The sequence below is a fragment of the Carnobacterium sp. FSL E2-0243 genome (assembly GCF_038003605.1).
GTDB classification, from domain to species: Bacteria; Bacillota; Bacilli; order Lactobacillales; family Carnobacteriaceae; genus Carnobacterium; species Carnobacterium maltaromaticum.
Window position 1 is genome coordinate 2241700 of record NZ_JBBOPM010000001.1, and the last position, 25829, is coordinate 2267528.

Here is a 25829-nt window from a genome sequence, read left to right on the forward strand (position 1 = left end):
CTTTTTTAATGACCTTTATTAAAATACCTCCTCTAATTTTTAGTAAAAGTTAGAGGAGGTAGATTTTATTTATCACTCATTTATTTCAAGTTTAAACCAATTTTTATTTGAATAGACGATTACTGCGATACAAGCTATTAACCCTGCGAAACTGAATAAGATCAATTGGCTAGCAAGCCCTGCAAAAACTAATAGTAAAGCTCCAATATAGAGATATAAAGTTGTCTGATTGATTTTAACTTCGATTTTTGAATTGGGTTTAACTACTGTATCTAGGCTACCAAAAAACCATTGTTTTACTTTTATTTTTGAATCTTCTGTTTCTGTTGAAATCACTATTTCTTCATTATTTTTTAGTTTATTGACTTTCTTATCATTGACTAGGACATCAATTTTTGATGTGCCCCCCATAACTCCTGTTGCTCTTTTGATTGAAATACTCATTTTTGTTTGCTCCTTAATATTTTTACTTAAATGGATAATTTATCTATATAGATTTCTTTTAAAAGATAAGTTTGTTGCTATTACTTTTAATATGCTATTCCATTTTCTTGTACCTCACCAGTTGAAATATCTAGAATAAAATTTTTCTGATCACGACCAAATTTATCAGTGTTTTCTGTATCTCCATTACAAACAATTAATATATTATTTTTTGTTTCTTCAAAATATGCGAGCTGAAACCCTTTTTGTTTATTTACTTCATGTAAGAATTCATTTTTTAAATCAACAAAAAAAAGCTTCATTTTCATTTGATTTATACATGATTAGTATGATTCTTTTGTTAGTATAGAATCCTATGTTTTCTATATTTAAAACAGTTCGTTTAAATAATTCACCATTATGACACCATTTGATTTCGCCGTTCATTTTATGAAGTTCAAATAATAAATTCCCAGAAAAATCATAGTAATACTCACTTTCACTTATAAAATTTCCGCCTACTTTAACGGATACCTGATCATTGATTTTATCTATTGAAGAAAAAATAATATTCTCCATTTTTATATTTATTTCTCGTCCTTTAAACAACCAATTAACTTGAGCAAAATCAAAATGAAAATTCCTAATCATTCTTTACCTCCTTTATTTTTTCATAGTAAATAAAATCATGTATACAATGAAAATCCACCGTATATTATCGCCTTTTATATAGTATCTATAATGCTTCACCAATTGAATTTGTTTGAAACTTTATTCTTTTATAGTCTAAATTAAAGGAATAGAAACTTTCACCCCTATGCTCAAAAAAGATGAGATGCTACATCGATAGTTTCCTTAAATTTTAAAGTTTGCAATAAAACCCTATTTATTCATTTTCTTCTGATTCGGCTATCTCTTTTTTAGCTAAAGGAAGTAACTCGTCTAACTCTCTTTTAGTAAAAAGATCTTGATTATCAGGAACTTTAATTAGCAACTCTGGAAACTGTCTAATAAATTCTCGTACTCTCTCGTTCTCTTCTTCTTCAGTTGTTTTCTTTGGCCATAATCCAGTTTCAGAATATATCATTACTTCGTATGCATCATCTGATGACTTGAATGCTTTTTCCATAAACTCTTTTGTAATGGGAAAGAATGCAGGTTCACCAGTTATTCCTTTAGGAAAAGTTATTTGATATTCTCCATTTCTTTCTATTACTGCAAATCCATTTCCTTTATGAATTTTTTCCATTAAAATTCGTCCTCCTATTATTTAAATATATTTTTAACAATATATTCATCACTTATTTGTAAAACCTCCTGGCTCCCAAAGTCCTTGACACGCAACAGATTCATTTCCAGCAGGAACCCTTAATCCATCTACTTTATTAATATCTAATAAAATAGGAGTATCAACCAAATAATCAGGATCAAGGCCTATATGTAAAAGGAAATGAGGGTGGGAAAAAAGTCTATTTTTGACCAAAAATTTAGATTATTGCAAAATAATAAATAGGATGAAATAAACATTTAAAAAATGGATTTCACCCTATTTTTGTTATTTTGTGCCTTTTGTCCCACCCTCGTTCCACACCTAATACTTATTCCTCTTAGTATTTCTCATATTTAATTTAAAACATTAAAAGAATGGTTGCCATAATCATTAATAGCATTTACAAATAAAATTACTTGCAAAAATTCATATCATTTTATTTAACTATTTTCATCTGTTCTAATACTCCATTTTTTTGATTTACTTCAAATCTTCTACCCATAAAATCAGTTACAAATAATGAACCATCTTTTTTTATATCCATACCAACTAAAGGAGCACATATATATTCAGCATTTCCTTTAGGAGCATTATTTTTTATTTGCCATTGAATCTCACCAAGTTTATTTATAGCATATATATTACTTAAAATATTATCATTTAATTCTAAACTAGGTGTAACAGACACTCTTACAAATAAATAATTATCATTTTCTTTCAATTCTGAAATTTCACTTTTAAATTCGATGATTTTACCTGAAACATTTAATTTATTTTTATTATATTCAACATTAAACATTAGTTTAAACCACTCCAATCTATTATTTTTCCTGCCTCTTTAAATTCTCCAATATATTGTCCTTTCAAATCAAACTGGATACCACCACCATTGCTGCCAAAAAGAGGATTTACTTCTCCCATTCTGATGTTACTCCCTTTAGGAAGAGTCACCTCTCCAACATATTCTGGCAAATTAGGTAATGCAAATTTATCTTTAATTTGAGCTGGCGTAAGTCCTTTGATATCTTCAGCTTTCATGAGCCAACCACCCTGTAGTTTTGAATTGGTACCATCATACACTCTAACAAATTTAGTATCAGACAAAAGCTCTATATCTTGAATTACTGTTAACGAGTATACGTCAATTTTTAGACAACCATACCCTCGTTCCCTGTTATTTAAAATAGCCTATCCCTGGAATAATGCAGTAAACGAGTCTTTTGTCAAACATATGAAAAAATAAAATATTAATCGTAGAACAGCTAAAAAATCCAAGAAGTAGAACAATCTTCTTTTGGATATATATAGGATTTTTACAATTCAAGATGGCCTCATTCAGCGAACACTATAATTATTTCAAATGAAAAAGAAAAAATTTATTTTGGCTCTGCCTAAATTGGATCTGCTTTTGTGCCTAATTTATTGATATTTCTCCAGTTAAAATCAACGGTGCATAATTCACCTTGGTCTATGTATTTTTAAATAACTAATCTCTTTATAGTAAACTGCTTACTATAAAGAAACCCAACACTAGACTAAAATATTGGGTTTACTTTATAATAAATTTATAGAAATTAATTTATATAAAAGTTAAAAACTATACACTTCCATCATTTGTAATATACTTAATATCTTCATCTGTAAAGTCATTTCCTTCAAATATTGGATGACCGTTTGGATCTATAACTCCCAGCACTTTTTTATCTTTATCTGATACAATCAGTGTATAATCTTCCATGAGAAAATCATTTGGTGGTAAATCAACTTGAATTCTCAACACCGATCTGATATCATCTTCTTTATTATTAATTTTAAAAGTATAAGCCTCATCAAATAAAATACTATCTAAATTTATATTTACTACCCCTTCTATTTTTTCTCGCTTATGATACTCTTTCGCAATTTGTATTGCTTCTTCAGGTTGCAAAAAAAATCCATTGTTATTTAATTTGTTTTTCTATAATGCATATGAAATTCATTATTTGCTTTTTTTTAATAATTCGTTTAATTCTTCTGAAGTTCTTTTATGCTGACCCATAATTTTATCCTTACTTTAACTTAAGTCTAAGACTATTTATATAGTCTTGAGAATGAATAGTTTTTCAATTTTATTTATTCGGCACCTCAGAATCCTTATCCCAAACATTAAAATAACTATTATAAACATTTGCTAACTCTACATGAGCATTGGGAATAGATAATTCCACATTTTTTTCTGCTTGAAAAATTAAATCATTCAGCCATGAATTATCTTGATGATCAGAAAAAGCTTTTCCGGTCCATGTAAAGTAATAATTTAAGGATAAAACATAATTGTTTTCTGAGCCAATTTCTTTATCTACTAGACTTTCTTCTAAAAATTTCTTTCCTTCTTTATCCCTACCTACTGTTAATAAAAAAGCTGCATAATTCTGTTTAACTGGCTTTTTTTCAGATAACATTTTTTTTAATTTGCTATCATATTGTTCTAACTTTTCCTTATTATTCTTTCTTTTTGCTTCTCACCATAATTCGGTATTTCCAATTTCATTTATTTCATTACTCTTAAAAAGAGTTTCAATTATTGTTGAAAAAAGTCCCATAAATACAACACCTTATTTTTTAATATGCGCCATACAATTGAGAAATAATTACTTTTCTTACGTCTTCTGGAATTCCTATCTCATTTAGTTCACTATCTAAATCTCCTATACTGTCTTTATAGCTAATATCACTACTTGACGGCACTCGACCTATGTAAAATGGAGCAAGTATAACAGCTAACTATACTTGCTCCACATTTACTCATTATTCTTCTTGATATTGTTCATAATTAATTTGAAAAACTAAAAGAACAATTGCCATAATGACTAACGCTATTCCTGACAAGCCAAAACTAACATAAAAATTAGTTGCTAACATCACACTATATCGTGTCCACCCAATACTAAAAGCCAAAATTAGAACAAAAAGTGCTTTCCCCAAAGAGGGTTCTTCCATTTGTCTAACCAACATAAATATAGAGGTTCCACATTGAATCACTGCTTTAATCACAAAGGCAGTCATACTAACATCATAACCTGTTTGACCGTCAATATAAAAACCACCTACTAGAATTGCTATTGTCGCAAAAACTTGAACTATAATCATGTATCCTGCTAAAGAGTTAATTTTTTGATACTGATAACGCCCTTTACTCATAAAATCCTCCATTAAAAACTTAATCTAACTTCTCTTCACTTTGATAAATTCCATAGGAAATATTTGCTTCTATTTGATAGTCATTTCTTGTTAATATAGATTCATTAAATTTTTGTTTAAATTGGTTTGGTATTTTTAAAAATTCGACAATTCCAGTGTGTTCCTTAATTTCACCATACTTATCTTTCATAAAAATGAATCCACCTTCTACAAATTCATTCCCTATGGAAATTACTGTATCAATTCCAATATTAGCAATTGGATTATCTGTATTATTTACAATAATTAGCGTAACATCTATATAGTCTGGATATATATATATGTTACCTGGAAAAGCAACTATTTCCCTATTAAAAGTTACTAATTCCTTGTTAACTTCATCTTCATACATCCTTAAAGCATTTAAATTTTCTTTTTTATTAAAAACTTTTTTTATTGACTCATCTTTTAAATAATATAATGGCCATGCTAATTCAATCAATCAAAAACCTCCCTATAACTATTTATTGAAAAACTAAATCTGATTTTTTATTATTATATATAGTTAAAAATAACGAATTTCTTATCCTGAATATTATTCAAAATCTCCGGTGACATTTTCTACAAGGAAACTGAAATCGGAACTATTCCAAACTTCCATATCAAACTGCTTGTCTTCAGAAAATGGAATAAGTTGGGGAAACATTTGTCCAGGCTCTAAAACCCCGTATTCCTCCTTTGTAAAACTTATTTGATATTTATCAAAAATAATTATTCCTAGAGATTTTTTTACAATTGTAACATCAGCTTTATAATTAGTAACTCTTTTATCAGATTTATTAATTAACATAAAAACCATTGAATTGCCAAAATTATCAAAATCTCCTAGAATTCCTGTTAAAGTAATTCTATTATTGGGATACTTATCACTATCAGCATTTATGTCTTTGCCTGTAGCTTCATAAATATCCTTCAATTCATTATTAATTTTATTAGGCATTTTAGTAGTGTATGCTTTATTCGAACTATTTGTATCCTTTTCTGAGTGACTTACTAAACTCTGCTTATCACCTGATTTCTTTTTATCAATTCCATTATCAGGGTTATTCCCACATGCCACCATAAATACACACATTAAGATCAATAACCCATTTTTTATGTTTTTCATTGTCTAGTCTCCAGTTCTAAAAGTTCAAGTTTTTATCAATTGTTTCATAGGTCCCCAGAGAAAGACCACCGCCAATAATTCCAGCACCTACTTTTAGCGAAACTTCATTACACGAAATTTTAGCGTCTATTCTTGCTGATCCTACAGCTAAACTGCCGTCGACAAAAAAACCATAATCTTCTCCATGAATATCAATTATATTACCTGATAGTTCTGCTGCAGTTGCTCCTATTCTTACATCAACTGCACTTTCTGAGTTTCCAAACCTAAATGTAGCATCAGCTTTACCAAAAGTAGCTTCTCCACTAGTAAATGCATTTATATTTTCATCCTGATTAAAAGTTTTTTCTGGGAATTTAATACCTAGCAGAGCAAAACTCGCTCCTACTGAAATGTTACTTTTCTTATTTCCTGGTAAAACAGATTCTGTTTGACCATTTACTCGATTAACTCTCACTTTTGCATTAGCTTCTGCCTTTCCAGTAGCTAAATTATAATTAACTAGGCCAAGTAAAGCAACTGATGCAGATACTTTTGTTTTACCTACAGTATAAACAATATTCCCTTTTACGTCCTTGATTTCTTTGAAAACATAGGTTCCATCTTCAAGTCGAATTAATGCTACTTCTGTACCTTCCATTAACTCTTCTTTGCTTTTTAAAACTGTCACTTTTCTACCTTCATGGTATTCCTCAACTGGAATATTCTTAACTTTATATTCCGCAAAAGCAGCAACTAAATGGATTTGATTTTCATCCATAACATCGCCATATTCTTTTTTTAAATAGGCGATAATTTCTTCTGTAGTCATATTTTTTTGTTTTTCAAAATGTTTTTCAATATTTTTAATGGTACTTTCCCAAATAGTACCTACTGAATAATTTCTAGCTCTCAACTCAGATAACTCATTTGCATGAGCGTTACTTTCAGCCTTCCCAGATGTTACAAAATCTCCGTAGGAGGAAAGAATGCTCACTAATTCCACTAATTCATCCGTTCTTTCTTGAATTTTTGATTGTAATGTCACATCAGCAAATGGATAAAAAGTTTTAGCTTCTTTATACAAATCAAAAACTTCTTGGAATCCTTCAGAGTAAGATGTAGCTCTACTTGCTAAATTACCTGAAAAATCTCCTGTAAAATTAAAGGTAGCACCGTTACCACCATCATAGCCAACGACAGTTAATCCTTCTGACTTATACTTTTTCGAAATTTTATCTATAGTGTTATATGACTTCCAAGTAGTACCATAGATGGTTTGAATATCTGAATTATGAGTAGTAAGTGTGGTTTCTACACTTGCTAAATGGTCAGGGTTCATTATACGTTTATTCTCATCGCTTCCCATTACTTACCTTCCAATCTTCCATTCCAGAAATATTTTTTGCTAATAACGCATCAATTTCTTGCATTTTATCAGCTCCCGTTATTACTTTATCAGAAGTTATTTTTAAAACCGTTTTTAATTGCTCCAAGTACTTAGCATAGTTTTCTAAATAAGTTTTATAGGCTATCTGAGACTGCCCTTCCCATATTTCATTATTCACAGAATCTTTTAATTTGTTAATTTTAGTAATTGCTAATTCAAGTTGGCGATACCCAATACCAACATTTTTATACATTTTAATATTTACTTCCTCAGCATCAATAAAAACCATTTTACTATCAAATGATGTATTAAAAGATTTTTTTTCATTTCTATCAGCTTGCTCTTTTTTCAATTCATTTGGATTACCAAACCCATTAGCTAAATTTGCGCCAATATCCGAATCGTAGTTAGATTTAGGTAAGGCTGATCCAAATCCATTTAGCTTATCTGCCATAACAACTCACATCCTTGCTTTATAAAGTTTGTACTGCTTCTGTTTTAAATGTTTCTGTAACAGCATTTAATATAGCTACTGTTTTAATATTATAATCATATGCAGGTTTTATTGTATCTGAAACAATTATTGATACAAAATTTTGCATGTTATCATTTAATTTTCCTTTTATATCTGTGTCGTCCATTGAAACAAAAACCTTTTCAATATTTTGTAAAGCACGTTTCACATCATAATATATCACTTTCAAATCTTCTCTTTGTTTTTCAATTTCTTCCAAACTAATTGTTATTTTCTCACTCATAAGATTCTCCTTATACCATATTAGACAGTGCAGTATCTGAATTTATTTTATCAGTAATTGAATTTATTTGATATACTAAGGAACCAATTTGGCTCTCTAATGTCAATATTTTAGCTTTATCAGCCTCTCGTTTATTCTCTAATAAATTTATATTACGTATAATCTCTTGCATCGCATCATAATAATACGAAAAAAAATTATCATACTTTTGTACAAGAGTTAAAATTAATACTTCGCTATTTTCAGCATACTTACCTTGTAAATCATTTGAATAATAAGTTTTCATAAAACTAGAAACTGCACTTTTTTTATCACTCCAACTTTGATTATCTGCTTTCAACTCATCCCGTTTGTCTTCCATCGTACTAATATCCTTTTCAAGCGTAGCTAAATTATTTTCTGCAGTTTCTAATTTTTTCTCTTTTTCACCTTTTTTTCTTTCTAGCTCTTTTTTTTGTTCTTTTCTAGCACTCAGCCTTTTTTTTGCCATATCTTTCTCTCGTTGCTTATTTACTTCTGCCATTGATTCTTGACTGCTTCCTGCCATCTATTTCCCCTCCCTAAACCAAAGATATTTTAATTGTTGAGCTGGCTCCACTTTCAACATAATGTGCCGCTCCAAGAGCTAATTTTGTGGATCGCGTTGTTAAACCATCTATTTTAACAATATTTTGTTCTCCATAATTTGCAAATACAATTGCTGTTGGAATTTGCTTTATCCTTTTAGCTATATCTGTATAGCTAGATAACTGATTTTCTTTTCCCGCAAAAATAAATTGAATGCCTACTGCAAGTGCACTATCTAAAATCAACACTATTAGCTTCTGTAAATCTGAATTGGTAATACCTAATAGACTTTCAATATCGTAGATAAAAATTAAATGCTTATCCAGCTCATTAATTTTTTCTTTATTTGATATACGACTATCTATTTCCTCTTTTAGACCAACAAAGAATGCTTCATAATTCTCTTTATCTCTAATATAATTTAATACAAATTGCTCTTCTTTATACTGCTCAAATTTACCACGTGAATTGTCTATTATATGAATAAATACTTTGTTTTGATTTAATTCTTTTAGTTTTATTGATTCAATCATTACTTTAGAAATGTTAGCTTTTCCGCTCGAATTACCTCCAACTATTAACATATGTTCCGCAGAATCAATATCCCAATAAAATGGCTGAACGTTTTCATAGTCAAGACCTAAAGGAATTAAATTTGTAGTTTTTCTAGAAATTGCTAGATGTCTATTCTTACTAAAATCAACAAAACTTAACTCTTCTGGAATCATCGGAATTTCCTCTGGTCTTTCCCCTGTCCAATAAGCGTCCATTTCTTTAGCTTCTGCTTGAATCGCGTCAATGATATCCAGTGTCTCTTCTCCTTCAGTCGGCAATGCCGCTTGGAACAAGGCTGGATCTTCTAACTTAATCAAGCCACGGCCTGGTAAATCATCAATCGCTAAACTTGTACGTCCCACAATATTTCTCGGTTCCGCATCATCAATCATCTTCAAGGCTAACTGCAACTTAATGTTACTTTGCAGATTCGCGCGCATGCTGGCTGTTCGACCTGCTGAAATAATCAAATGTAACCCAATTCCCGCACCTTCACGAGAAATTTGTGTTAATATTTTTTCCAATGGATCTTCATATTTCATGCCCTTAAACCCTTCATAGCCATCTACTAAAATCAGAATACTTGGCTCTTCATTGCCACTTGCCTTCTCGTACATCGCTAAATTAGCTACGGCATATTGACTTAACATCTTCTTACGACGTTTAATCTCTGTCGCCATCCGACGAATGAATTTGCCAATCTTCTCATCTTCATCACTATTCATGGTATCCGCAATATGTGGCAAGCTCCGTAACGGCAAAAGTCCATTCGTCCCAAAGTCTAACAGGTACGCATGAAGTCTTTCTGGATTGTGTTTTCGAGCTAAGCCCATCATAATGGTTTGTAAGAAGGTCGATTTTCCAAAGGCAGGACTTGAATAAACAGCCATATGCCCTTCTTTTGATAAGTTCAAGCTTAAGGTTTCTTGCGCTTGCATCGTTGGAATATCGGCAATTCCAATCACAGGTACTAATTCACCTTTATTTTCCGTTGCCCAAGCTTCTTGATAGCTGACTGGGTCTAATAATGGCAAGTAATTCCGGGCAGCCAATGGTGGCAACCACGGTCTTGGTAAAGCTTCAATGCCGGCTTTTTCAGTAATCGCTTGGATTCCATCAATAATCGCATCTAATTCCGTCGGCACAGTCTTCACTTCATCCGCATTTTCCAAGCCACTTAAATCTTCACTTAAAATATCATACTGACCTAAATCATTAATCGCATAAACGGTTAAATCTTCGGCTGTGGATTCGTCTTTATCTGGTTGATAATCCGCACCACTCCAAGCACTTTGGAACAATTCATAAATTTCATTATTCCCAACTTGTAAATAAGCTCGACCTGCTTGCGTAATCTCTGCCGCATCTGGCGTTTTCAACATTTCCATTGAATCGGCACGATCCGCTACTTTTAAGGCCAATTTAAATTTCGAGTTACTCCAAATTTGATCATTCACGACACCCGATGGTTTTTGGGTAGCTAGAATTAAATGAATCCCTAACGAACGCCCAATCCGCGCTGTAGAAACCAACTCGGACATAAACTCAGGTTGTTCCGCTTTTAATTCCGCAAACTCATCACTAATTAAGAATAAATGCGGCATTGGATCACTGACATCGCCATCTTTATAGAGCTTTTGGTATTGATTAATATGGTTGACATTATTCTCAGAAAACAACCGTTGACGGCGTTTTAACTCGGCATTAATGGAAATCAGTGCGCGCATACTTTGTGCGCCATCTAAGTTGGTAATACTTCCTAGTAAATGCGGCAAGTTACGGAATAAGTTCGCCATTCCCCCACCTTTATAATCGATTAGTAAGAACGCTACATCGTAAGGATGGAAATTCACCGCTAAACTTAAAATATAACTTTGGACAATTTCTGATTTACCTGAACCCGTTGTTCCCGCTACTAAACCATGAGGTCCATGTGCTTTTTCATGAAGGTTCAGCATCACAACATCTTCTTTGCCTCGTAAGCCAAGTGGTACAGCTAAACTCTTATGTGGCGAATGCGCAGCCCAACGATCTTGGACATTTAATTCTTCAAAGCGCTCGACTTCGTACATTTCTAAAAACGTCACACTTTCAGGAATACTGTTTTTCAAGTTTTGTAAATGATTTAACGGCGCCAAGGTTCTAGGCAAACGTTCTTTGTCAAAGTCTACTGGGAAATGATCTAAGGCGAAGCTTGTATTTTTTAAATCGCCATTTTCAAGCACCATCACACCAGTATTTCGGTCACGAATATCAATAACCGTCTTAACGTTCTCTGACAAACTACTCATAACATCTTGCACAAAAATAATACTACAGCCTAATTCTGTTGGATCTTCATTAAAGAATTCCATAATTGTATGATCCAGGATTAACTTCACATCCGTAATTAAAACTACGTAATGAGGCGTAAAAATCGTACTATCCGCATCACGTCCGCCTTCTGACTTAGCATTTTGGCGGTTTTTCAGAATTTGCGTCAAGCTATTTAAGACTTGATCGCGACTTCGTTGATGATAAACAAACCCACGAACATTCATATCTTGCAATGTCGCATGAGGCAACCAACGCAACCAGTTCCACTGCTCTAATTCCTCTTCTGGGAAAATCGTAATAAACTGTAAATCATGGTAACTATGGAAAAAGGCCAATTGATTGACGAGTAATTGCAATTGTTCTAAAACTAATGGACGCGGTCCAATATAGCCAATCGGTCCTAAGGTTAACTCCGTTGTCACAGGAACGCCTTCAACATGGCGGCTCTCCGTCCATAAGTTCCGTCCTTCTTGTTCTAAGTCATTTAATTTCTTTTGTCCATCACTGCCTTTGTAGCTAATATCACTACTTGACGGCACCCGACCTAAGCCTAAACGATAGGTTAAGAAATCAAAATGCAACGGTGTTTTTTCATAAATCCGATGATTGTATTGCGCTACTTGTTGAGTTAACGTCAAAATATCTGGATAATGATACAATTTACCGACACGTTGTTCTTGATTTAAACGATACAATTCTTCACTTTTTGTCACTAAATACTGATTGTAAATGTGAACCCGCTCCGCACTGTCAATCTTGTATTGCTTACGACTTTTAATGTATGAAGAAATGGAGAAAATAGTTGTAACAATTGTCGTTCCAGCGGTGATTAAGACATACGGACCACGTGGCATTAAGAAACTCATCGCAATTGTCGCACCTAACATCATCAATGGCGGTACAATTAATTTTAATAACTGTTCATTTGGTTTAGTTGGTTCACTATCGGGCGTCCCAATCGAAACTTTTTCTTCTGGATCACGATAAATAATTCGCGGTGAACGATGATAGTCTGGATATTCATCATAAAATCCATAGCTTGAGGTGGCTAATTTAGGTAAATGAACTTCTAAAGCCCCATCGCCTTCAACATGTAACTCATCTTGGAAAATAGTGACAAAGCTGCCGGCTAAATACAGCACATCGCCAGCTTTTACTAAGACTTTCTCTGCTGTAAAGCGATAGTTTACAAATAAAGCACAGCCTAAAGGTTGTAGTTCCCAGCCTTCTGCTGTTTTAGTCAAGCTGATTTTATCTGAAAAAGCTTTTGGTAATTGCACTACTGCATCTTGATCTGATCCAATATGCCAATTTTTCTCAATAGCTAATTGATACGCCACTGGTAGTCTAGCTTCAATCAGATTATAGCTTAACTCTTCTTCACCCACTTTAATTTTTTGCGGCTGGTTTACCTCTAAAATCACTTCTTCTGTGCCTTGTATTAAAATCCATTTGGCTTTTTCTGCGTCAAATGCTAACTCTAATTCAAAATCACCAGCATCTTTGAAATAAAGATCATCGTGAGGATTACTCCCAATTTTGTATTGTTCTTTTGAATCTAACAAAAGCTGATGTAAGAATTGGCGATTGCTAATGATTAATTTCACTTTGTTCATTTGCTGATTCCTCCTTACTTATCACCTGTTTTTGTAGGTTCTGCTGCCACTTCATCGGTTGCAGATGAGTCTAAAAATTCATTGGCTTTTTCAGCATCTTCTTTTTGTAACTCTTCATCGGCTTTTTGAACCGCTTCTTGATATTTTTGATAGTCTGCTTCCGCATCCCCTAGTTGTTTCTCACGTTCTGCTCCACTTAAATCTGGATTGTTTTTAATTTGCTCAATTTTTTGTTGTAAGCCATATAAAATCAAGGTATTATCTTCTAATCTTTTCCCGTGCTCTAACGCTTTATCTAGATTTCCACGACCATTTTCAATCCAATAATCTAAATACGTTGGCGCTGACTTCAAACTGATGCTCTTCATAATGATGGCTTTTTGCTTGTCTGATAAATCTTTTCCTTGCACATAAGAATAAGCTAATTCATATTTTTGAGTCGCATCAATTTTATCTGTCGCAATCGGTTGTAACGTTTGAATCACTTGTTCATAATCATTTTTCAAGAAAGCCGTATCTGCCTTTAAAAGTTTTGCTTGATGTGGATTATTAAATCCAACTAAATAAACTAATGGAATCAGCAAAATAATAATCGCCACACTAAACCAAATAGTTAGTTGTTTGTATGTCATAAATTTACGCTTTGAAACCACGCGCAAATTTTTCTCGTCTGCTGCAATCGTTCCTTGATATTCTTTTTCTAGATAGTCCGTAATTTCTTTGACTGATTTTGCATTCGCAATTGTTTTAATAAAATTAGATTCCTTTGCACGTTCTAAATTGCCACCATATAAACTACTAAAGGTTTGCTTTTTAGAAAATAAAGCAATCACAATTGATTTATACTGACGTAGAAAATTTTCTGCCGTTAATTCAGCTGGTGGCAAACCACTTTTCAAGCCACGATAGGCAATATAAGGCACTAAATTCACATCAAACTGTAGGTTGTCTGGATCTAAGAAGAAGGTATAATAGCTCCCAACATATTTCTCAAAAACAGCTAAATTTAAAGCCGCGCGAATTTTTTCAGCTTGGCTCTTCAATAGAACTTGGCTGTAATCTAACCCTAAGGCTAATGGTTCAAAATGGAAAATAAAAGCATCTTCTTCAACTTGAACACTTAAAGGCAAAAACTCTTTTTTCGCTTCTAATAGTAAAGTAATTTCTTCTTCATTGCGCAACTGTGCGTCTGATTTTTTTAAATGCAGCGTCCAATCGGTCTTTTCTTTCGTAATTGTATAGGTTTTATCATCAAATTTAATTATGCTAATCTCACTCACTGGATTCCCTCGTCTCTTTTAATAGATAATAATATGATCGCCAGTCGTAACTGGATAACGGTAAAGTTTTTGATTGTCAGCTAATAATAGTCCTTTATTGACCACTTTCAGCTGATAAATATCGGCTTGTGCTCGCTGAATATGGAGTGTCTGATCCAAATCCATAATAAAGCTTTTGACTGTTTGATGGGTAGATACTCTCAAATCGAGGTCTTTCCCAGGCAAATCTTGGTAACTAACAGTAATATTAATATGGTATTTTTGATCCATTTCTCACTAGACCCCTTTACGATAATTTGAAACCGAAACAGCCGCACCTGTTAATAAGATGCCTAAACCACTACCTGAAAGCAGTAATGCCGATTTCGTTTCATTTGTTGTACTTGTTTCATTTTTTGCGACTGCAGTTGATTCATGCTGCATCAAACTTTCTTCTTCTGGCTCAGTAAAAAAATCAGTTGCTGAATACAGCTCAACTTTTTTAGAGGGCGTTAGAAAGAATTCCTCTTTTTCTTGCTTTATTTTCTCTTCTTTACGTGTTTTAATCTCGTTGTAACGCTCCATTGTCGCTTCATTAAAAAATGCATCTGTTGCAGTTGATTCTGTATTATTACTCGTATTTTCTTGTTCCAAACGATCAGCTTTAATCTCTAAGCCATTTGGTTCAAGTTTTGTTTCAGCAAAAACGAAACAGCTTGGTACTAGGAAAAAACTTCCTAGAATAAAAAATCTGATTGATTTTTTTAGCATCATTTTTCCTCTTTTCCTAAACTAATTTTCATCTGGTGGTATTTCCTCTGTCACTTCGGCTTTTTTGGGAAACCAAACAACTAAGTTTAAAATCAGTACAATTGGTATCAAAATAATAAAGCCAAATAAATTTGAAAAAGTATTCGGTACTTGGTTGGCAATATTGCCTAGCAATGATTCTGCTGAGTTTAGTGGAGAGTAGTTCCGAATTTGATAAAGCGCAGCTTCAGTATCTAAGGCTTTCCCGACTGCTTCGGTTAACAGTAGATAAGCTGCAAACAAGAATAAGTTCGCAAACATGCCCAGCATCTTAAATTGGCGCAATAAATAACTCGCCAATAGCACAAAGACAATTTGCACAAGAACTACAACTAAAATCCAATTTAATTGCACATCAGGACTCATTTGCTGCATATTGAAACTAATCAGTGCAATCACAATGCCTTCAATTATTGCGGCTATTAAACCAAATAATACAATTGGTAAATTTCGAATAAAGAGATTGTCCTCTGTCTCAAAATTATTGACTTGTTTTGCTTGCCAGACTTTTAAATCTAGAACATAGGCTGTAAAGACGGCGGTGATAAACAACGCTACAATAATCAAGTACGGATAATACGCATCACCACTTGAAATACGCCCATTGTCCTTCTCCTTGACTGGAGCCGCTAAAAAGTCGACAAACTGATTATTAATCACGCCATTTTGTTGACCGTTCTTTAAGACTTGGTTAAATGTCTTAGAGAAATTGTCGGTATCATCAACCTGCGTTTGAAAATCATTCATTAAGTCTTTGGTATTTTTAGTCACTTTCAAGCCACTATTTTGAATTGCCAAAGCGTCCTCATTAAACGCATCAAAAACAGCATTAACTGATTTCAAATCTTCAATATTAGACTCTGAATTTTTCTTCAATCCCTCACTAATTGTCATTAAACTTTGTAGTTCAGATTGAATTTGCTTCGTAGTTGAGTGTTCGCCTTTGGTCAGACTATCTGTCGTTCCCTCTTCGCGTTCCAATTCATTCATTGTTTTTTGCCAAGCGCTTAGATTTTTCAATTGATTTTCAACTTCTTCATTGAGCTTGCCAGCTGTTTCAGTTGTCGTCACAATTTTTTCATCTAATGTAGCCACTTTTAATTCCATGTCATCAGCAGAAGCTTCATATTCTGTGAAGTCTGTTAAATAGCTTTCATAGATTTCAATCGGCTCAACAATCATTAAGCGAACTAAAATATCAAAAACATTAAAGCTATTTGTATCATTGATTAACTCATTATATAAACGTGAAGCTTGACGAGGTTTATCTAGGTTCGGTAAATTCCCTTCGCCATTTAAAGGACCAAATAAATCTTCTAATTCCGCTAAAACAGCCACGTACTCTTCCATGTACTCCCCTGTCAAGAGACCATTTTGATAGCGACTATCGCTGTATTGATTGATCAGTTTTATATAGGCTTCCTTATCAAATTCCGAGTTAGTCGGCAATCCAACTTTAATCCCATTTTTTATCGGTTCGCCGTCGACTAGTGTTGGAGGAGGAAGTTCTGCACCTGGTGGATCAATAATTGGCGGCGTAATTGAAATTCCAATTACTGGTGTTAAGATTAAATTTAGTGATTCATTTGCTACCTTGACTAAATTTAATGATAAATCAGTACCCTCTACCGAGCTAAAATCAGATTCATAAGTCAATTTTATTGAAACCATTTTTCCTAGTTGCTCTAATCCAATTACTTCTTCAAGATTTAACGTCTTGCTAGAATTTATCAAATTCTCGATTTCTAGTGGAACATCACCATTCGTTGTTTGAAGTGTCGCACTCGTTACTTTAATCCCCGTAGGAACTTCTAAATGAGCCTTTAAACCTGACAATACGGTATAGTCAGGAATCACTCCACTTGTATCATAGATAATTTGTTCATATTTAGCATCAAGTTCTATCGCTTCAATGCTATCCTTAATAGCCATTGATCCGATAGTTTTATAGTTTTGTTCTTTATCCTCATTTTTTTCTGGATACGGAGGAGGATTATCCAACTCTTCCCCAGCTTCTAAAATTCTTACTAAATTGTTCCTACCAATATATTTTTGAATTAGGGCTAAATTCTCTTTAATTTTAGTTTTACTATCTTCATCTAAATAAGGGCTTGCGTTTATAATATTTTCCTTTAAATAAAGTAAGCTAGAAATTTTAGTCGATAACTTATTGATTCGCTCAAATTCCTGTTTTCTTATCGCATCTAAATTCACTTCTAAATCTTGACCTTCTGGATCAAGGTCCAATAATTGCTGAATACTTATCTTGTCATTACCAATGCCAAATTGGTCTTTTAACTGTCTTTCAATTTTTCTTGTTAAGACTAATTTATCTTCTGCAAATTGACGTTCCACCTCAGCTTTTTGGGCTAATATATTGGATTTCACATCATATATATAGCTTTCAGCACCATTAATTTGGCTCACTAAAGTATCTTCACTTTTAACAAATTCGGCACCTATAAGTGAATTTTGCAAGACCAATTGGTCATATAAAGCTTGTGTTTCTTCACTACCAAGCTCAGTGTTGTGTTTTGCTACCGACTCAGTAAAATGTAAATAATCAATTTGATTTTTTTCTTGGTCTGTAATCAAGGCTTGTAAATTTTTATCGAAGTCACTTTGATTTGTGCCATAAGCGACTACTGACTCTAAATAATTAGTTAAAACAGATTTGTGCTGATCAATGCCTTTAATCGATTGATCTCCAGCACTTTGAATCGTTGAAAACTGACTCGTATAGCCTTCTAATGGCGTATAGACTGTATTTCCATAAATATCAATTTTTTCAATTTGGTTGCCAATCACTGTTCCAACATTTTTTTGTGCTGTGTATAAATTTTCTAAAATTGATGACACGTAAACGTCTACTAAAGATTTATTTAGCTCCGCAATTGTATTTTTAGCTACTTTGACCGCTTCATTTTCAACATCTTTGTTACCGTTCGCATTAATCTTATAGCTAATCTCTGCTTTTTCCGGTGCGGTCTCATTTAAGCTAAAGGTATTACTAGAAAAATTGCTCGGAACGACAATCATCAAATTATAAGTATCATTGGCTAAACCACTTTCAGCTATACTACGGCTGACAACATACCAATTTTGATTCGCGTCTTTTTCTATTTTTTTCACATAATTTTCGCCTAATGAATAAGTCATTCCTTCAAATTCAGTTCCGACATCCTCATTGACTAAAGCAATCCGCATTTTAGCAACTTGCTCTTCATACTCTTTATCTGCTTTAGAATTTGTAAACAATCCCATATACGTTAGTGAAAAACCTAGGGCAATAACTAACACAAAAAAAAGTGTTCCAATTATTAATTTTTTCCTCATATTCTGATCTCCTATTTAAATGCTTTTCTATTTCGCTTCCACAACAAGGTGCCCAGCTCCATAGCAGCATCCTTATCGGTTACATCTATCTTTAATCTTTCATCTACTAAGCAGAACAATTTTTTTCATACCTTGATGAAAAAAACAGGCGAAAGAGTTGAAACTCCTTCGCCTTTTATAAGGGAGTATTACCCTTGGAAACCTAATTTGCTTGCAATCTCAGCATCTGTATCTCTGATTGTTGTAGCAACTTGATTTAACTGAGTATTGATTTGATCTAATAAGTCAGCAAATTCGTTCACTTTACCACTTAATTCAATAAACTGTTGCTCAAATTTCTCGAAAGCTGTACCATCCCAATTTTGGCTGATGTTATCTTGTTCTGCAGTCAATCGACCTAAAACTTCACGTACATCTGATGCCCCTGCTGTGTATTTTGTTGCTGATGCTTCTAACTCATCTGGAGTTAATTTAATTTGTACCATTTTACTATTCCTTCTTTCTTTTATAAATAATTAGTTAATAACGTCAATTACACAACATCAGTAACTATCAATTATAATTATACACTATATTAACTAAATAATGTTAATAAAATTTATTCAAACTTTATATATAACTTCAAAAAACTTTTAAAACCTTTATTTAAGCGTGTTTTCAAATAGAATAAAAACATCGTTCTTTTTTTATTCAAAAACGTCTAAAAAAAAGTCTTGCATTTCAGGTCGAAATAACCATATAATTCTATCAATTATTTCATTTTTATATTGATGTTATTATTCGATAAATACAACTAGAGAATAATATGTTTCAAGAAATTTTGTTGTTTTTTAATAAATAAAAAAACAGGATGTACTTCATATGAAATTAATAAATATGAAAGTAGAAACTAGATTAATTAAAATTTGATAAAAAATAAAAAAACTACCAATAGATAGTTTTTCAACTAATTATCTATCTGGTAGTTTTTAATCTTCATAACTCGTTTACACTAGAAATCTATTTTTCTATTATATGATTGTTGCACCTAATGTATTTTTAAAATGGTTTAGTGCCCATTTATGTCCAACTTCATCAAAACTAGCCACTGTCTTTTCTGAAATCACAATACTGTAACCTAAATTATAGGCATCAACTGCCGTGTGGAGGACACAAATATCTGTACAGACACCACTTAAATAAAGTTCTGTGATTCCACGTTCACGAAGACGAATATCTAAATCAGTCCCGCTAAAAGCTGAATAATGACGCTTGTCAATCCAATAGACATTCTTTTCTCGTTGTTTTCTTTCATATAAAGAAGCCAATTCTCCATATAACAATCGGCCTGTTGTACCAATTAAATTGTGTGGTGGGAATAATTTATTTTCAGGATGATAGTTATCTTTGCTATCATGTGCATCAATTGCAAAAACAACAAGATCTCCAGCCTCAATAAATTTTTCTGTTAAAGAAACTAAATCAGATTCAATGTTCTGACCAGCAACTCCTGTTGTTAGTGCCCCATCGGTTGCCACAAAATCATTGGTGTAATCAATCGAAAGTAATGCCTTCATTTAAAAACTCCCCCTATCTAAAATAATTTATTCAGATTAAGCTAAACTCGCAACTAGCTCTAAAACCATTTCAGCTGATTTTTTCCCTGCTTCAATGATGAATTCATCAAAACTTACTCCCGCTTCTTCATCCGCAACATCTGACATCGCACGGATAATCACAAAAGGTACATCAAATTGATAACAAACTTGAGCAATTGCCGCTCCTTCCATTTCAGAAGCTAGTGCATCTGGAAAATTACTTAGAATTACATCGGTTTGAGCCTGACTAGCAATAAATGAATCACTAGTTACAATTAATCCTTTGACTGGTGTTAAACCCGTTTTTTTAGCTGCCGTTATTGTTTTTTCAATTATACCTCGATTAGCAATGTAACGAGCTGGCATTTGTGGCACTTGTCCAATGCTATATCCAAAAACAGTAGCATCAACGTCATGATAAGCCATTTCTGAGGCAATCACGACATCTCCAACATGCAATCCCGCTCCAATACCACCGGCTGATCCAGTATTTACAATTAAATCAATATCATGTTTCGCTAATAGTAAAGTTGTTGTTAATGCCGCATTGACTTTACCAATCCCACAACGAACTAAAACAACCTCTATCTCGCCAATCTGTCCCTCAATAAAATCGGCCTTTGCTTCAGTCCATTCTTTTTTGTTGCTCATTTTACTTTTCAGCAATAGAATTTCTTCCTCCATTGCTCCAATAATTCCAATTTTCATGTTCGTTCGACTCCATTCAGCTAGTTTATTTCATATGAACTAATCCAATAGGATTAAATTAAAAAGACAATCGCTAAGACAACAGCTAATAAAAGTGTCACAATCACAATTGCTTTGGTTAAAAAGCGACCTGTTTCACGGCTTTTCTCATTTTCAATCATACGACTTTTCGTGATATGTCCTTCTTTTTCTAACTGCTTTTGATACTCTTTTTCTACTCTTAAACGTTCTTTATCCCGTTTTTTACGTTCTTTTTCTTCTTGTTCTTTCGCACGTTTAAGTTCCGTACGCGTCATTTCTGGTTTTGACACTAGTTATTGGCCCCACTTTCAGCAACATGTCGTAATTTCCACAACAGTAATGCACAAGTTGTTTTAGCATCACACATTTCTTGATTTTCATAGGCTGCCCAAGCTTCTTCAAAACTTAATTCCACTAATTCTAAAAATTCATCCTCATCTTGTGGCAATGGATTCTCGACTTGGGTTAATCCTTCTGCACGATAAAGATGGATGATTTCGTCAGCAAACCCTGGCGCTGTGTAGAAAGACGTTTCATGAGAAAAACTTTGTGCTCGATAGCCTGTTTCTTCTTCCAATTCACGCTTTGCAGCATCCATAGGTTCTGTATCTGTCCCATCAATTTTACCGGCAGGAATCTCCATAATGACTTTTTCTAGTGCTTTGCGGTATTGTTTAACAAAAATCATTTTATCATCGTTGGTAAAAGCTGCAATTGCGACTGCGCCAGGATGTTTAATAATCTCACGTTTTGCTTCTTTTCCATTGGGTAACAAAACGTCATCTAAAAAAAGATTAATAATCGCTCCTTGATAAATATGTTCACGTTTGATTGTTTTTTCTTCAAAATCCATTTTATCCCGCCTCTTCTTAAGTTAGTAGTTTTACTAAACAATCCAACTTTTTCTATTCATTATCCCATATTTCAAGCAAATTTGCATTAGAAGTTCATCATCTTTCTCCCAATAGTTGTAGAAATAAATCCTTCTTTAGTCTCATATGAGTTTCGGGCTATTTTATGCTAGAATAAGGGTACAGCAAATGACCCATAAAAAATTGACTACTGTATAAAATTTAACAATTGGAGTGATTAAAATGAACCATTTATTCAAGAATATCTTTGGTATTCTCCGTTATACGTTGACTAGCGTCTTTTGTGTTTTGGCGTTCCTTGTCTTTATCTTGTTTTTCAAGGTTAGTTTTGGACCGGCTGTTTTAGCCACTTTTATTCTAGGCGGTCTTTTATTTAGTGTTACAGGCCTTAAAAAACAAAGTAAATCTACTGACAAAAAAGCTACAATTGATGAGTCTCTTCATCGCTTAACAGAAGACAAAGAAACCTTTTATAAAGAAGCAGGCATGTCGAAAGAGGAAACTCAGTTTTTCCGTGAAACAATGAATACTGCTAAAAATCAAATTCTAGTTTTAGAACAAAATCTTAAACAAGTCTCAAAACTAAAAGCAATTGAAGCACGTAATAATACGATTCACTTAACTCAGGCTCTATTTAAAGATATTACTAATGAACCGCGCCGTTTACATGAAGTGGATAAATTTTTATACGTACATTTGCCTTCTCTAGTTGATTTAACTGAAAAATACAATGAAATCAACAACCATGAGATTAAAAATAAAACAACTTTCGAAACATTAGAAAAAAGTGCCAGTACTATTGATGAAATGTGTCAGCTGATTGCTGTTGATTACGCAGCTTTTAAAGCAGATGACTTAGCAGAAATGGATTTAGAGATTGAGCTTGCCAAACAGGCCATTGAACGAGATAATGAAGAACAAGAAGAACAATGAGTTTCTACTACACAAAAGAACCACTAAGGAGAGAATCGTATGACTGAATTTGATAAAAATATACCAGAATCCAGCGTGAAGGAAGTTAATAGCGAGTTAGAAGATTTATTAGCGAATCCTTTTTCTGACGCTACAGCACCGTTGAGTTCTACACCGCAAGCTCCTTTACAAGAAAGCAGTAAAGAAGCTGTAGCACCAAGATTAGTTGATCGTTTACCCAAAGAGCGTCAAGTCCAAGCTCAGGCTTTAGCAGAACAAATTGATGTTGGAAATGCCCAAGCAATTATGAGTTACGGGGCTGCTGCGCAACAAAAATTAGGTGAATTTTCGCATAGTATGCTAAACCATGTTCAAAATCAAGATACCGGTGAAATCGGGGATTCTTTAAATGATTTAATGTATCGCTTAAACGAAGCAAATCCTGATGAACTACGTGCAGAAGACAACAATGTCTTTAAGAAAATATTTGGTAAAGTAAAACGTTCTGTTTATGAAATGACGTCTAAGTACCAAAAAATTGGTGCGCAAATTGATAAAATCGCCATAAAACTGGATAAAGAAAAAAGCGGACTATTAAATGATAATATGATGCTTGAGCAACTCTATCAAAAAAATAAAGATTATTTCGATGCATTAAATATTTATATTGCTGCTGGCGAATTAAAAATGGAAGAATTACAAACGACTTTAATTCCGGAAGCTGTAAAAAAAGCTGAAGCTTCTAACGATCAAATGGATGTTCAAATTGTCAATGATTTAAATCAATTTTTAGATCGTTTAGAAAAACGGACTCATGATTTACGTTTAGCTAGACAAATGACGATTCAACAAGCTCCGCAAATTCGTTTAATTCAAAATACCAATCAAGCGTTAGCTGAAAAGATTCAATCATCAATCAATACAGCCATCCCTCTTTGGAAAAATCAGATTGCGATTGCTTTAACACTTTTACGTCAAAAAGATGCTGTTACTGCTCAACGCCAAGTTTCTGAAACCACGAATGACTTGTTGAAGAAAAATTCAGCTATGTTGAAAATTTCAGCAATTGAAACAGCTAAAGAAAATGAACGAGGTGTAATTGATATCGAAACACTTCAACAAACTCAAAATGATTTAGTTGAAACATTACAAGAAACTTTAAAAATACAACAAGAAGGTCGAATCAAACGTAAAGATGCAGAAAAAGAACTTGCTGTTATGGAAACAGATTTACGTGACAAGCTTTTAGCGCTAACAACTGATGATAATAGCGGAAAACGCTACTAAAAAATAAGAAAGAACCTAGGGTTTTTAATTCTCCTAGGTTCTTTTATTTGAATAAAAATTTAAAAAAATACTCACTCTACATTTTTTAATATAACATTTTATAAGTCATATCTTTTGATTTGCAACTAAATGTTGTTTATAATAAATAGTGTAAAGAAATGGAGGAAGATAATATGTTAGGTTTTATTTGGTCATTAATCGTAGGTGGCGTTTTAGGCGCAATCGGTGGGATGATTCTTGGAAAAGACGTTCCTGGTGGAATGATTGGCAATATTATCGTTGGTTTCCTAGGCTCTTGGATTGGATCTAGTTTATTCGGTACTTGGGGTCCTGTAATAGGTGGTTTTGCTATTTTACCAGCTCTGATTGGTGCAATCATTCTGATTTTCATCTACTCTCTTATTGTTGGAAACCGCAATAAAAGATAGTCAATAATTAGGCTGAGATTAATAGTCTCAGCCTTTTTTATTTGCTTAAAAACTTTCTTCTCACTTTCACCTTTGTTATACTTATTAAGATAGCACGACTAAAGAAAGAAGGAATTTCAATGGCCATCGAACAATACAAACTTCAATTAAACACCCCTCTCATGACAGTCTGGGATTTTATTTCAATTCCAGAAAACTGGTTACCCTTATTACCAGATTTCATCCGTCTTAACCAACTAAGTCTAACAACTTATCACGTCTTTCTTTATCTTAAGCTAGGACCTATTGATCGCGAAGTTCAACTTGAATTTAATATCCAACTAAATAAACAAACTCATTCTGTTGATTTTACTTTTCATTCAACAACTGGAAAAGTAACAGGATATGGTTTTTTAAAAGCCGATGCACCAACAACAACGACAACAAATTTGACCTTAGCTATTGAAGTCAAATTAAGCGGTAAAACAGGTCTACTTTTTAAACCTGCCTTAACTTCCTTAAAAACCTCTTGGAGCCAAGAAACCTTAAACAAACTTGCTCTTCTTTTAAATGAATCAGAAAACTAAAAATAATTCTTGCTATGTAATGCATTACATCTGCTATACTAAAATTGTAAACGTTTTAATACAAATCAGAAAATTGGAGGTTTTTTTATGAAAATAATTATTGAAGAAAACTATGAACAATTAAGTCAAACCACTGCTCAAATTTTATTAGGTCATATGCACCAAGACAAACGGGTTAATGTTTCAGTGACTGCTGGAAATAGCCCAAAACGTTTTTATGAAATCATCACCCCACTAGTAAAAAATAAAACACATTTAGCAAATGTTCACTACTATAGTTTTGATGAAGTTCCATTTAAAGGTGAAGCTGTCGGTATGACTGAAGGCTTGTTACGAGCTGAATATTTTGGACCTGCAGAAATCGCTGAAAGCAACATTCATTTATTATCACCCGATAACTACCAAGAGTTCGATGCTGAAATTGCCAACGCTGGTGGACTTGATGTGATGCTCATCGGAATTGGTGGGGATGGTCATTTTTGTGCCAACATGCCAGGTTCAACTCGCTTCGATGCCATGACTCATAAAGTTGATATTTTACCAGAATATCCTTGGTATGACGGCCTTAAAGCAGATGCTGGTGACAAAATGCCAGATGCTTTTTATACAATGGGAGCAGCTAGTATTATGAAAGTGAAGCATTTAGTTCTGATTGCCAATGGAAAACATAAAGCCGACATTCTAAAAAAAGCCTTAGAAGGACCTGTTGACCCAAATATTCCGTCTTCCATTTTAAAATTACATCCTAATTTAACCGTTATTTTAGATCAAGAAGCCGCTTCTGCGCTTGACAAATAAAAAGCTCGTTGAGCCCGTTCAGCTACGATAAGAGCTAGCCTATAAACAAAAAAC

30 protein-coding genes are annotated in these 25829 nt (G+C 33.2%); 5 read left to right on the top strand and 25 right to left on the bottom strand.

What is annotated here, in order from left to right; genetic code table 11:
* Positions 1-72 precede the first annotated feature (72 nt).
* The 25 genes from MHI00_RS10505 to MHI00_RS10625 all read right to left on the bottom strand — a co-directional run bounded on the left by MHI00_RS10505 (position 73) and on the right by MHI00_RS10625 (position 21765).
* Positions 73-444 carry a hypothetical protein gene (locus tag MHI00_RS10505; RefSeq protein WP_341113469.1) on the bottom strand — a complete coding sequence of 124 codons (372 nt, stop codon included), beginning with the start codon at positions 442-444 and terminating at the stop codon, positions 73-75.
* Positions 445-530: 86 nt separating this feature from the next.
* Positions 531-752, bottom strand: coding sequence for a hypothetical protein (locus MHI00_RS10510; protein WP_287429362.1), 222 nt, complete (start codon positions 750-752; stop codon positions 531-533).
* On the bottom strand, positions 727-1074 hold the full coding sequence (locus MHI00_RS10515) for a hypothetical protein (RefSeq protein ID WP_341113471.1): 348 nt from the start codon (positions 1072-1074) through the stop codon (positions 727-729). Before MHI00_RS10515 ends, MHI00_RS10510 begins: the two co-directional genes overlap by 26 nt.
* Before the next feature lie 235 nt (positions 1075-1309).
* Complete coding sequence (locus MHI00_RS10520) at positions 1310-1672, bottom strand: hypothetical protein (protein WP_287429359.1); 363 nt, start codon at positions 1670-1672, stop codon at positions 1310-1312.
* Positions 1673-2129: 457 nt separating this feature from the next.
* Positions 2130-2492 (bottom strand): hypothetical protein, encoded by a 363-nt coding sequence (locus MHI00_RS10525; RefSeq protein WP_341113473.1) that lies wholly within the window; start codon positions 2490-2492, stop codon positions 2130-2132.
* Positions 2492-2731, bottom strand: coding sequence for a hypothetical protein (locus MHI00_RS10530; RefSeq protein WP_341113474.1), 240 nt, complete (start codon positions 2729-2731; stop codon positions 2492-2494). Before MHI00_RS10530 ends, MHI00_RS10525 begins: the two co-directional genes overlap by 1 nt.
* Positions 2732-3290: 559 nt before the next feature.
* Positions 3291-3620, bottom strand: a complete 330-nt coding sequence (locus MHI00_RS10535) for a hypothetical protein (RefSeq protein WP_315528692.1) — start codon at positions 3618-3620, stop codon at positions 3291-3293.
* A gap of 181 nt (positions 3621-3801) precedes the next feature.
* A complete protein-coding gene (locus tag MHI00_RS10540; protein ID WP_341113478.1) occupies positions 3802-4134 on the bottom strand; it encodes a hypothetical protein in 333 nt (110 codons plus the stop codon).
* 346 nt (positions 4135-4480) lie between these two features.
* Positions 4481-4873: a hypothetical protein gene (locus MHI00_RS10545; RefSeq protein WP_341113481.1), complete on the bottom strand. Its 393-nt coding sequence runs from the start codon at positions 4871-4873 to the stop codon at positions 4481-4483.
* Between the two features lie 19 nt (positions 4874-4892).
* The gene (locus tag MHI00_RS10550; RefSeq protein WP_341113483.1) at positions 4893-5354 is read right to left on the bottom strand and encodes a hypothetical protein; all 462 of its coding nucleotides are present in this window, start codon (positions 5352-5354) and stop codon (positions 4893-4895) included.
* 93 nt (positions 5355-5447) lie between these two features.
* A complete protein-coding gene (locus MHI00_RS10555; RefSeq protein ID WP_341113485.1) occupies positions 5448-6020 on the bottom strand; it encodes a hypothetical protein in 573 nt (190 codons plus the stop codon).
* A 16-nt stretch (positions 6021-6036) separates the two neighbouring features.
* The gene (locus MHI00_RS10560; RefSeq protein WP_341113490.1) at positions 6037-7368 is read right to left on the bottom strand and encodes a hypothetical protein; all 1332 of its coding nucleotides are present in this window, start codon (positions 7366-7368) and stop codon (positions 6037-6039) included.
* Complete coding sequence (locus MHI00_RS10565) at positions 7355-7843, bottom strand: WXG100 family type VII secretion target (RefSeq protein ID WP_341113493.1); 489 nt, start codon at positions 7841-7843, stop codon at positions 7355-7357. Before MHI00_RS10565 ends, MHI00_RS10560 begins: the two co-directional genes overlap by 14 nt.
* A gap of 19 nt (positions 7844-7862) precedes the next feature.
* Positions 7863-8147: a hypothetical protein gene (locus MHI00_RS10570; protein ID WP_341113495.1), complete on the bottom strand. Its 285-nt coding sequence runs from the start codon at positions 8145-8147 to the stop codon at positions 7863-7865.
* Between the two features lie 10 nt (positions 8148-8157).
* Positions 8158-8694 (bottom strand): hypothetical protein, encoded by a 537-nt coding sequence (locus tag MHI00_RS10575; RefSeq protein ID WP_341113499.1) that lies wholly within the window; start codon positions 8692-8694, stop codon positions 8158-8160.
* A 13-nt stretch (positions 8695-8707) separates the two neighbouring features.
* A complete protein-coding gene (gene essC / locus MHI00_RS10580) occupies positions 8708-13201 on the bottom strand; it encodes a type VII secretion protein EssC (protein WP_341113501.1) in 4494 nt (1497 codons plus the stop codon).
* Positions 13202-13215: 14 nt separating this feature from the next.
* Positions 13216-14481 (bottom strand): type VII secretion protein EssB, encoded by a 1266-nt coding sequence (essB, locus tag MHI00_RS10585; RefSeq protein ID WP_056998619.1) that lies wholly within the window; start codon positions 14479-14481, stop codon positions 13216-13218.
* 18 nt (positions 14482-14499) lie between these two features.
* Positions 14500-14751, bottom strand: a complete 252-nt coding sequence (locus tag MHI00_RS10590) for an EsaB/YukD family protein (RefSeq protein WP_015076016.1) — start codon at positions 14749-14751, stop codon at positions 14500-14502.
* A gap of 6 nt (positions 14752-14757) precedes the next feature.
* Positions 14758-15231 (bottom strand): secretion protein EssA, encoded by a 474-nt coding sequence (locus MHI00_RS10595; RefSeq protein WP_229251783.1) that lies wholly within the window; start codon positions 15229-15231, stop codon positions 14758-14760.
* Between the two features lie 21 nt (positions 15232-15252).
* Positions 15253-18606: a type VII secretion protein EsaA gene (gene esaA / locus MHI00_RS10600; RefSeq protein ID WP_229251782.1), complete on the bottom strand. Its 3354-nt coding sequence runs from the start codon at positions 18604-18606 to the stop codon at positions 15253-15255.
* 188 nt (positions 18607-18794) lie between these two features.
* Positions 18795-19091, bottom strand: a complete 297-nt coding sequence (locus tag MHI00_RS10605; protein ID WP_015076013.1) for a WXG100 family type VII secretion target — start codon at positions 19089-19091, stop codon at positions 18795-18797.
* A gap of 525 nt (positions 19092-19616) precedes the next feature.
* Positions 19617-20162 (bottom strand): cysteine hydrolase family protein, encoded by a 546-nt coding sequence (locus MHI00_RS10610; protein ID WP_010050360.1) that lies wholly within the window; start codon positions 20160-20162, stop codon positions 19617-19619.
* A gap of 36 nt (positions 20163-20198) precedes the next feature.
* Positions 20199-20891 (bottom strand): 5'-methylthioadenosine/adenosylhomocysteine nucleosidase, encoded by a 693-nt coding sequence (locus MHI00_RS10615; protein WP_010050359.1) that lies wholly within the window; start codon positions 20889-20891, stop codon positions 20199-20201.
* A 53-nt stretch (positions 20892-20944) separates the two neighbouring features.
* A complete protein-coding gene (gene macP / locus MHI00_RS10620) occupies positions 20945-21187 on the bottom strand; it encodes a cell wall synthase accessory phosphoprotein MacP (RefSeq protein WP_202883511.1) in 243 nt (80 codons plus the stop codon).
* A gap of 14 nt (positions 21188-21201) precedes the next feature.
* Positions 21202-21765 (bottom strand): NUDIX hydrolase, encoded by a 564-nt coding sequence (locus tag MHI00_RS10625; RefSeq protein WP_341113521.1) that lies wholly within the window; start codon positions 21763-21765, stop codon positions 21202-21204.
* Between the two features lie 241 nt (positions 21766-22006).
* On the opposite strand from MHI00_RS10625, the gene MHI00_RS10630 reads away from it, so the two are divergent.
* From MHI00_RS10630 to MHI00_RS10650, 5 genes are all read left to right on the top strand, one after another.
* Complete coding sequence (locus MHI00_RS10630) at positions 22007-22717, top strand: 5-bromo-4-chloroindolyl phosphate hydrolysis family protein (RefSeq protein WP_010050353.1); 711 nt, start codon at positions 22007-22009, stop codon at positions 22715-22717.
* 39 nt (positions 22718-22756) lie between these two features.
* Entirely contained in the window at positions 22757-23983 is a 1227-nt protein-coding gene (locus tag MHI00_RS10635; protein ID WP_010050351.1) for a toxic anion resistance protein, read from the top strand.
* Positions 23984-24156: 173 nt separating this feature from the next.
* Entirely contained in the window at positions 24157-24411 is a 255-nt protein-coding gene (locus MHI00_RS10640; protein ID WP_010050349.1) for a GlsB/YeaQ/YmgE family stress response membrane protein, read from the top strand.
* Between the two features lie 119 nt (positions 24412-24530).
* On the top strand, positions 24531-24977 hold the full coding sequence (locus MHI00_RS10645) for a hypothetical protein (protein WP_010050347.1): 447 nt from the start codon (positions 24531-24533) through the stop codon (positions 24975-24977).
* 87 nt (positions 24978-25064) lie between these two features.
* Positions 25065-25775: a glucosamine-6-phosphate deaminase gene (locus MHI00_RS10650; protein ID WP_157455117.1), complete on the top strand. Its 711-nt coding sequence runs from the start codon at positions 25065-25067 to the stop codon at positions 25773-25775.
* Positions 25776-25829: the final 54 nt, after the last annotated feature.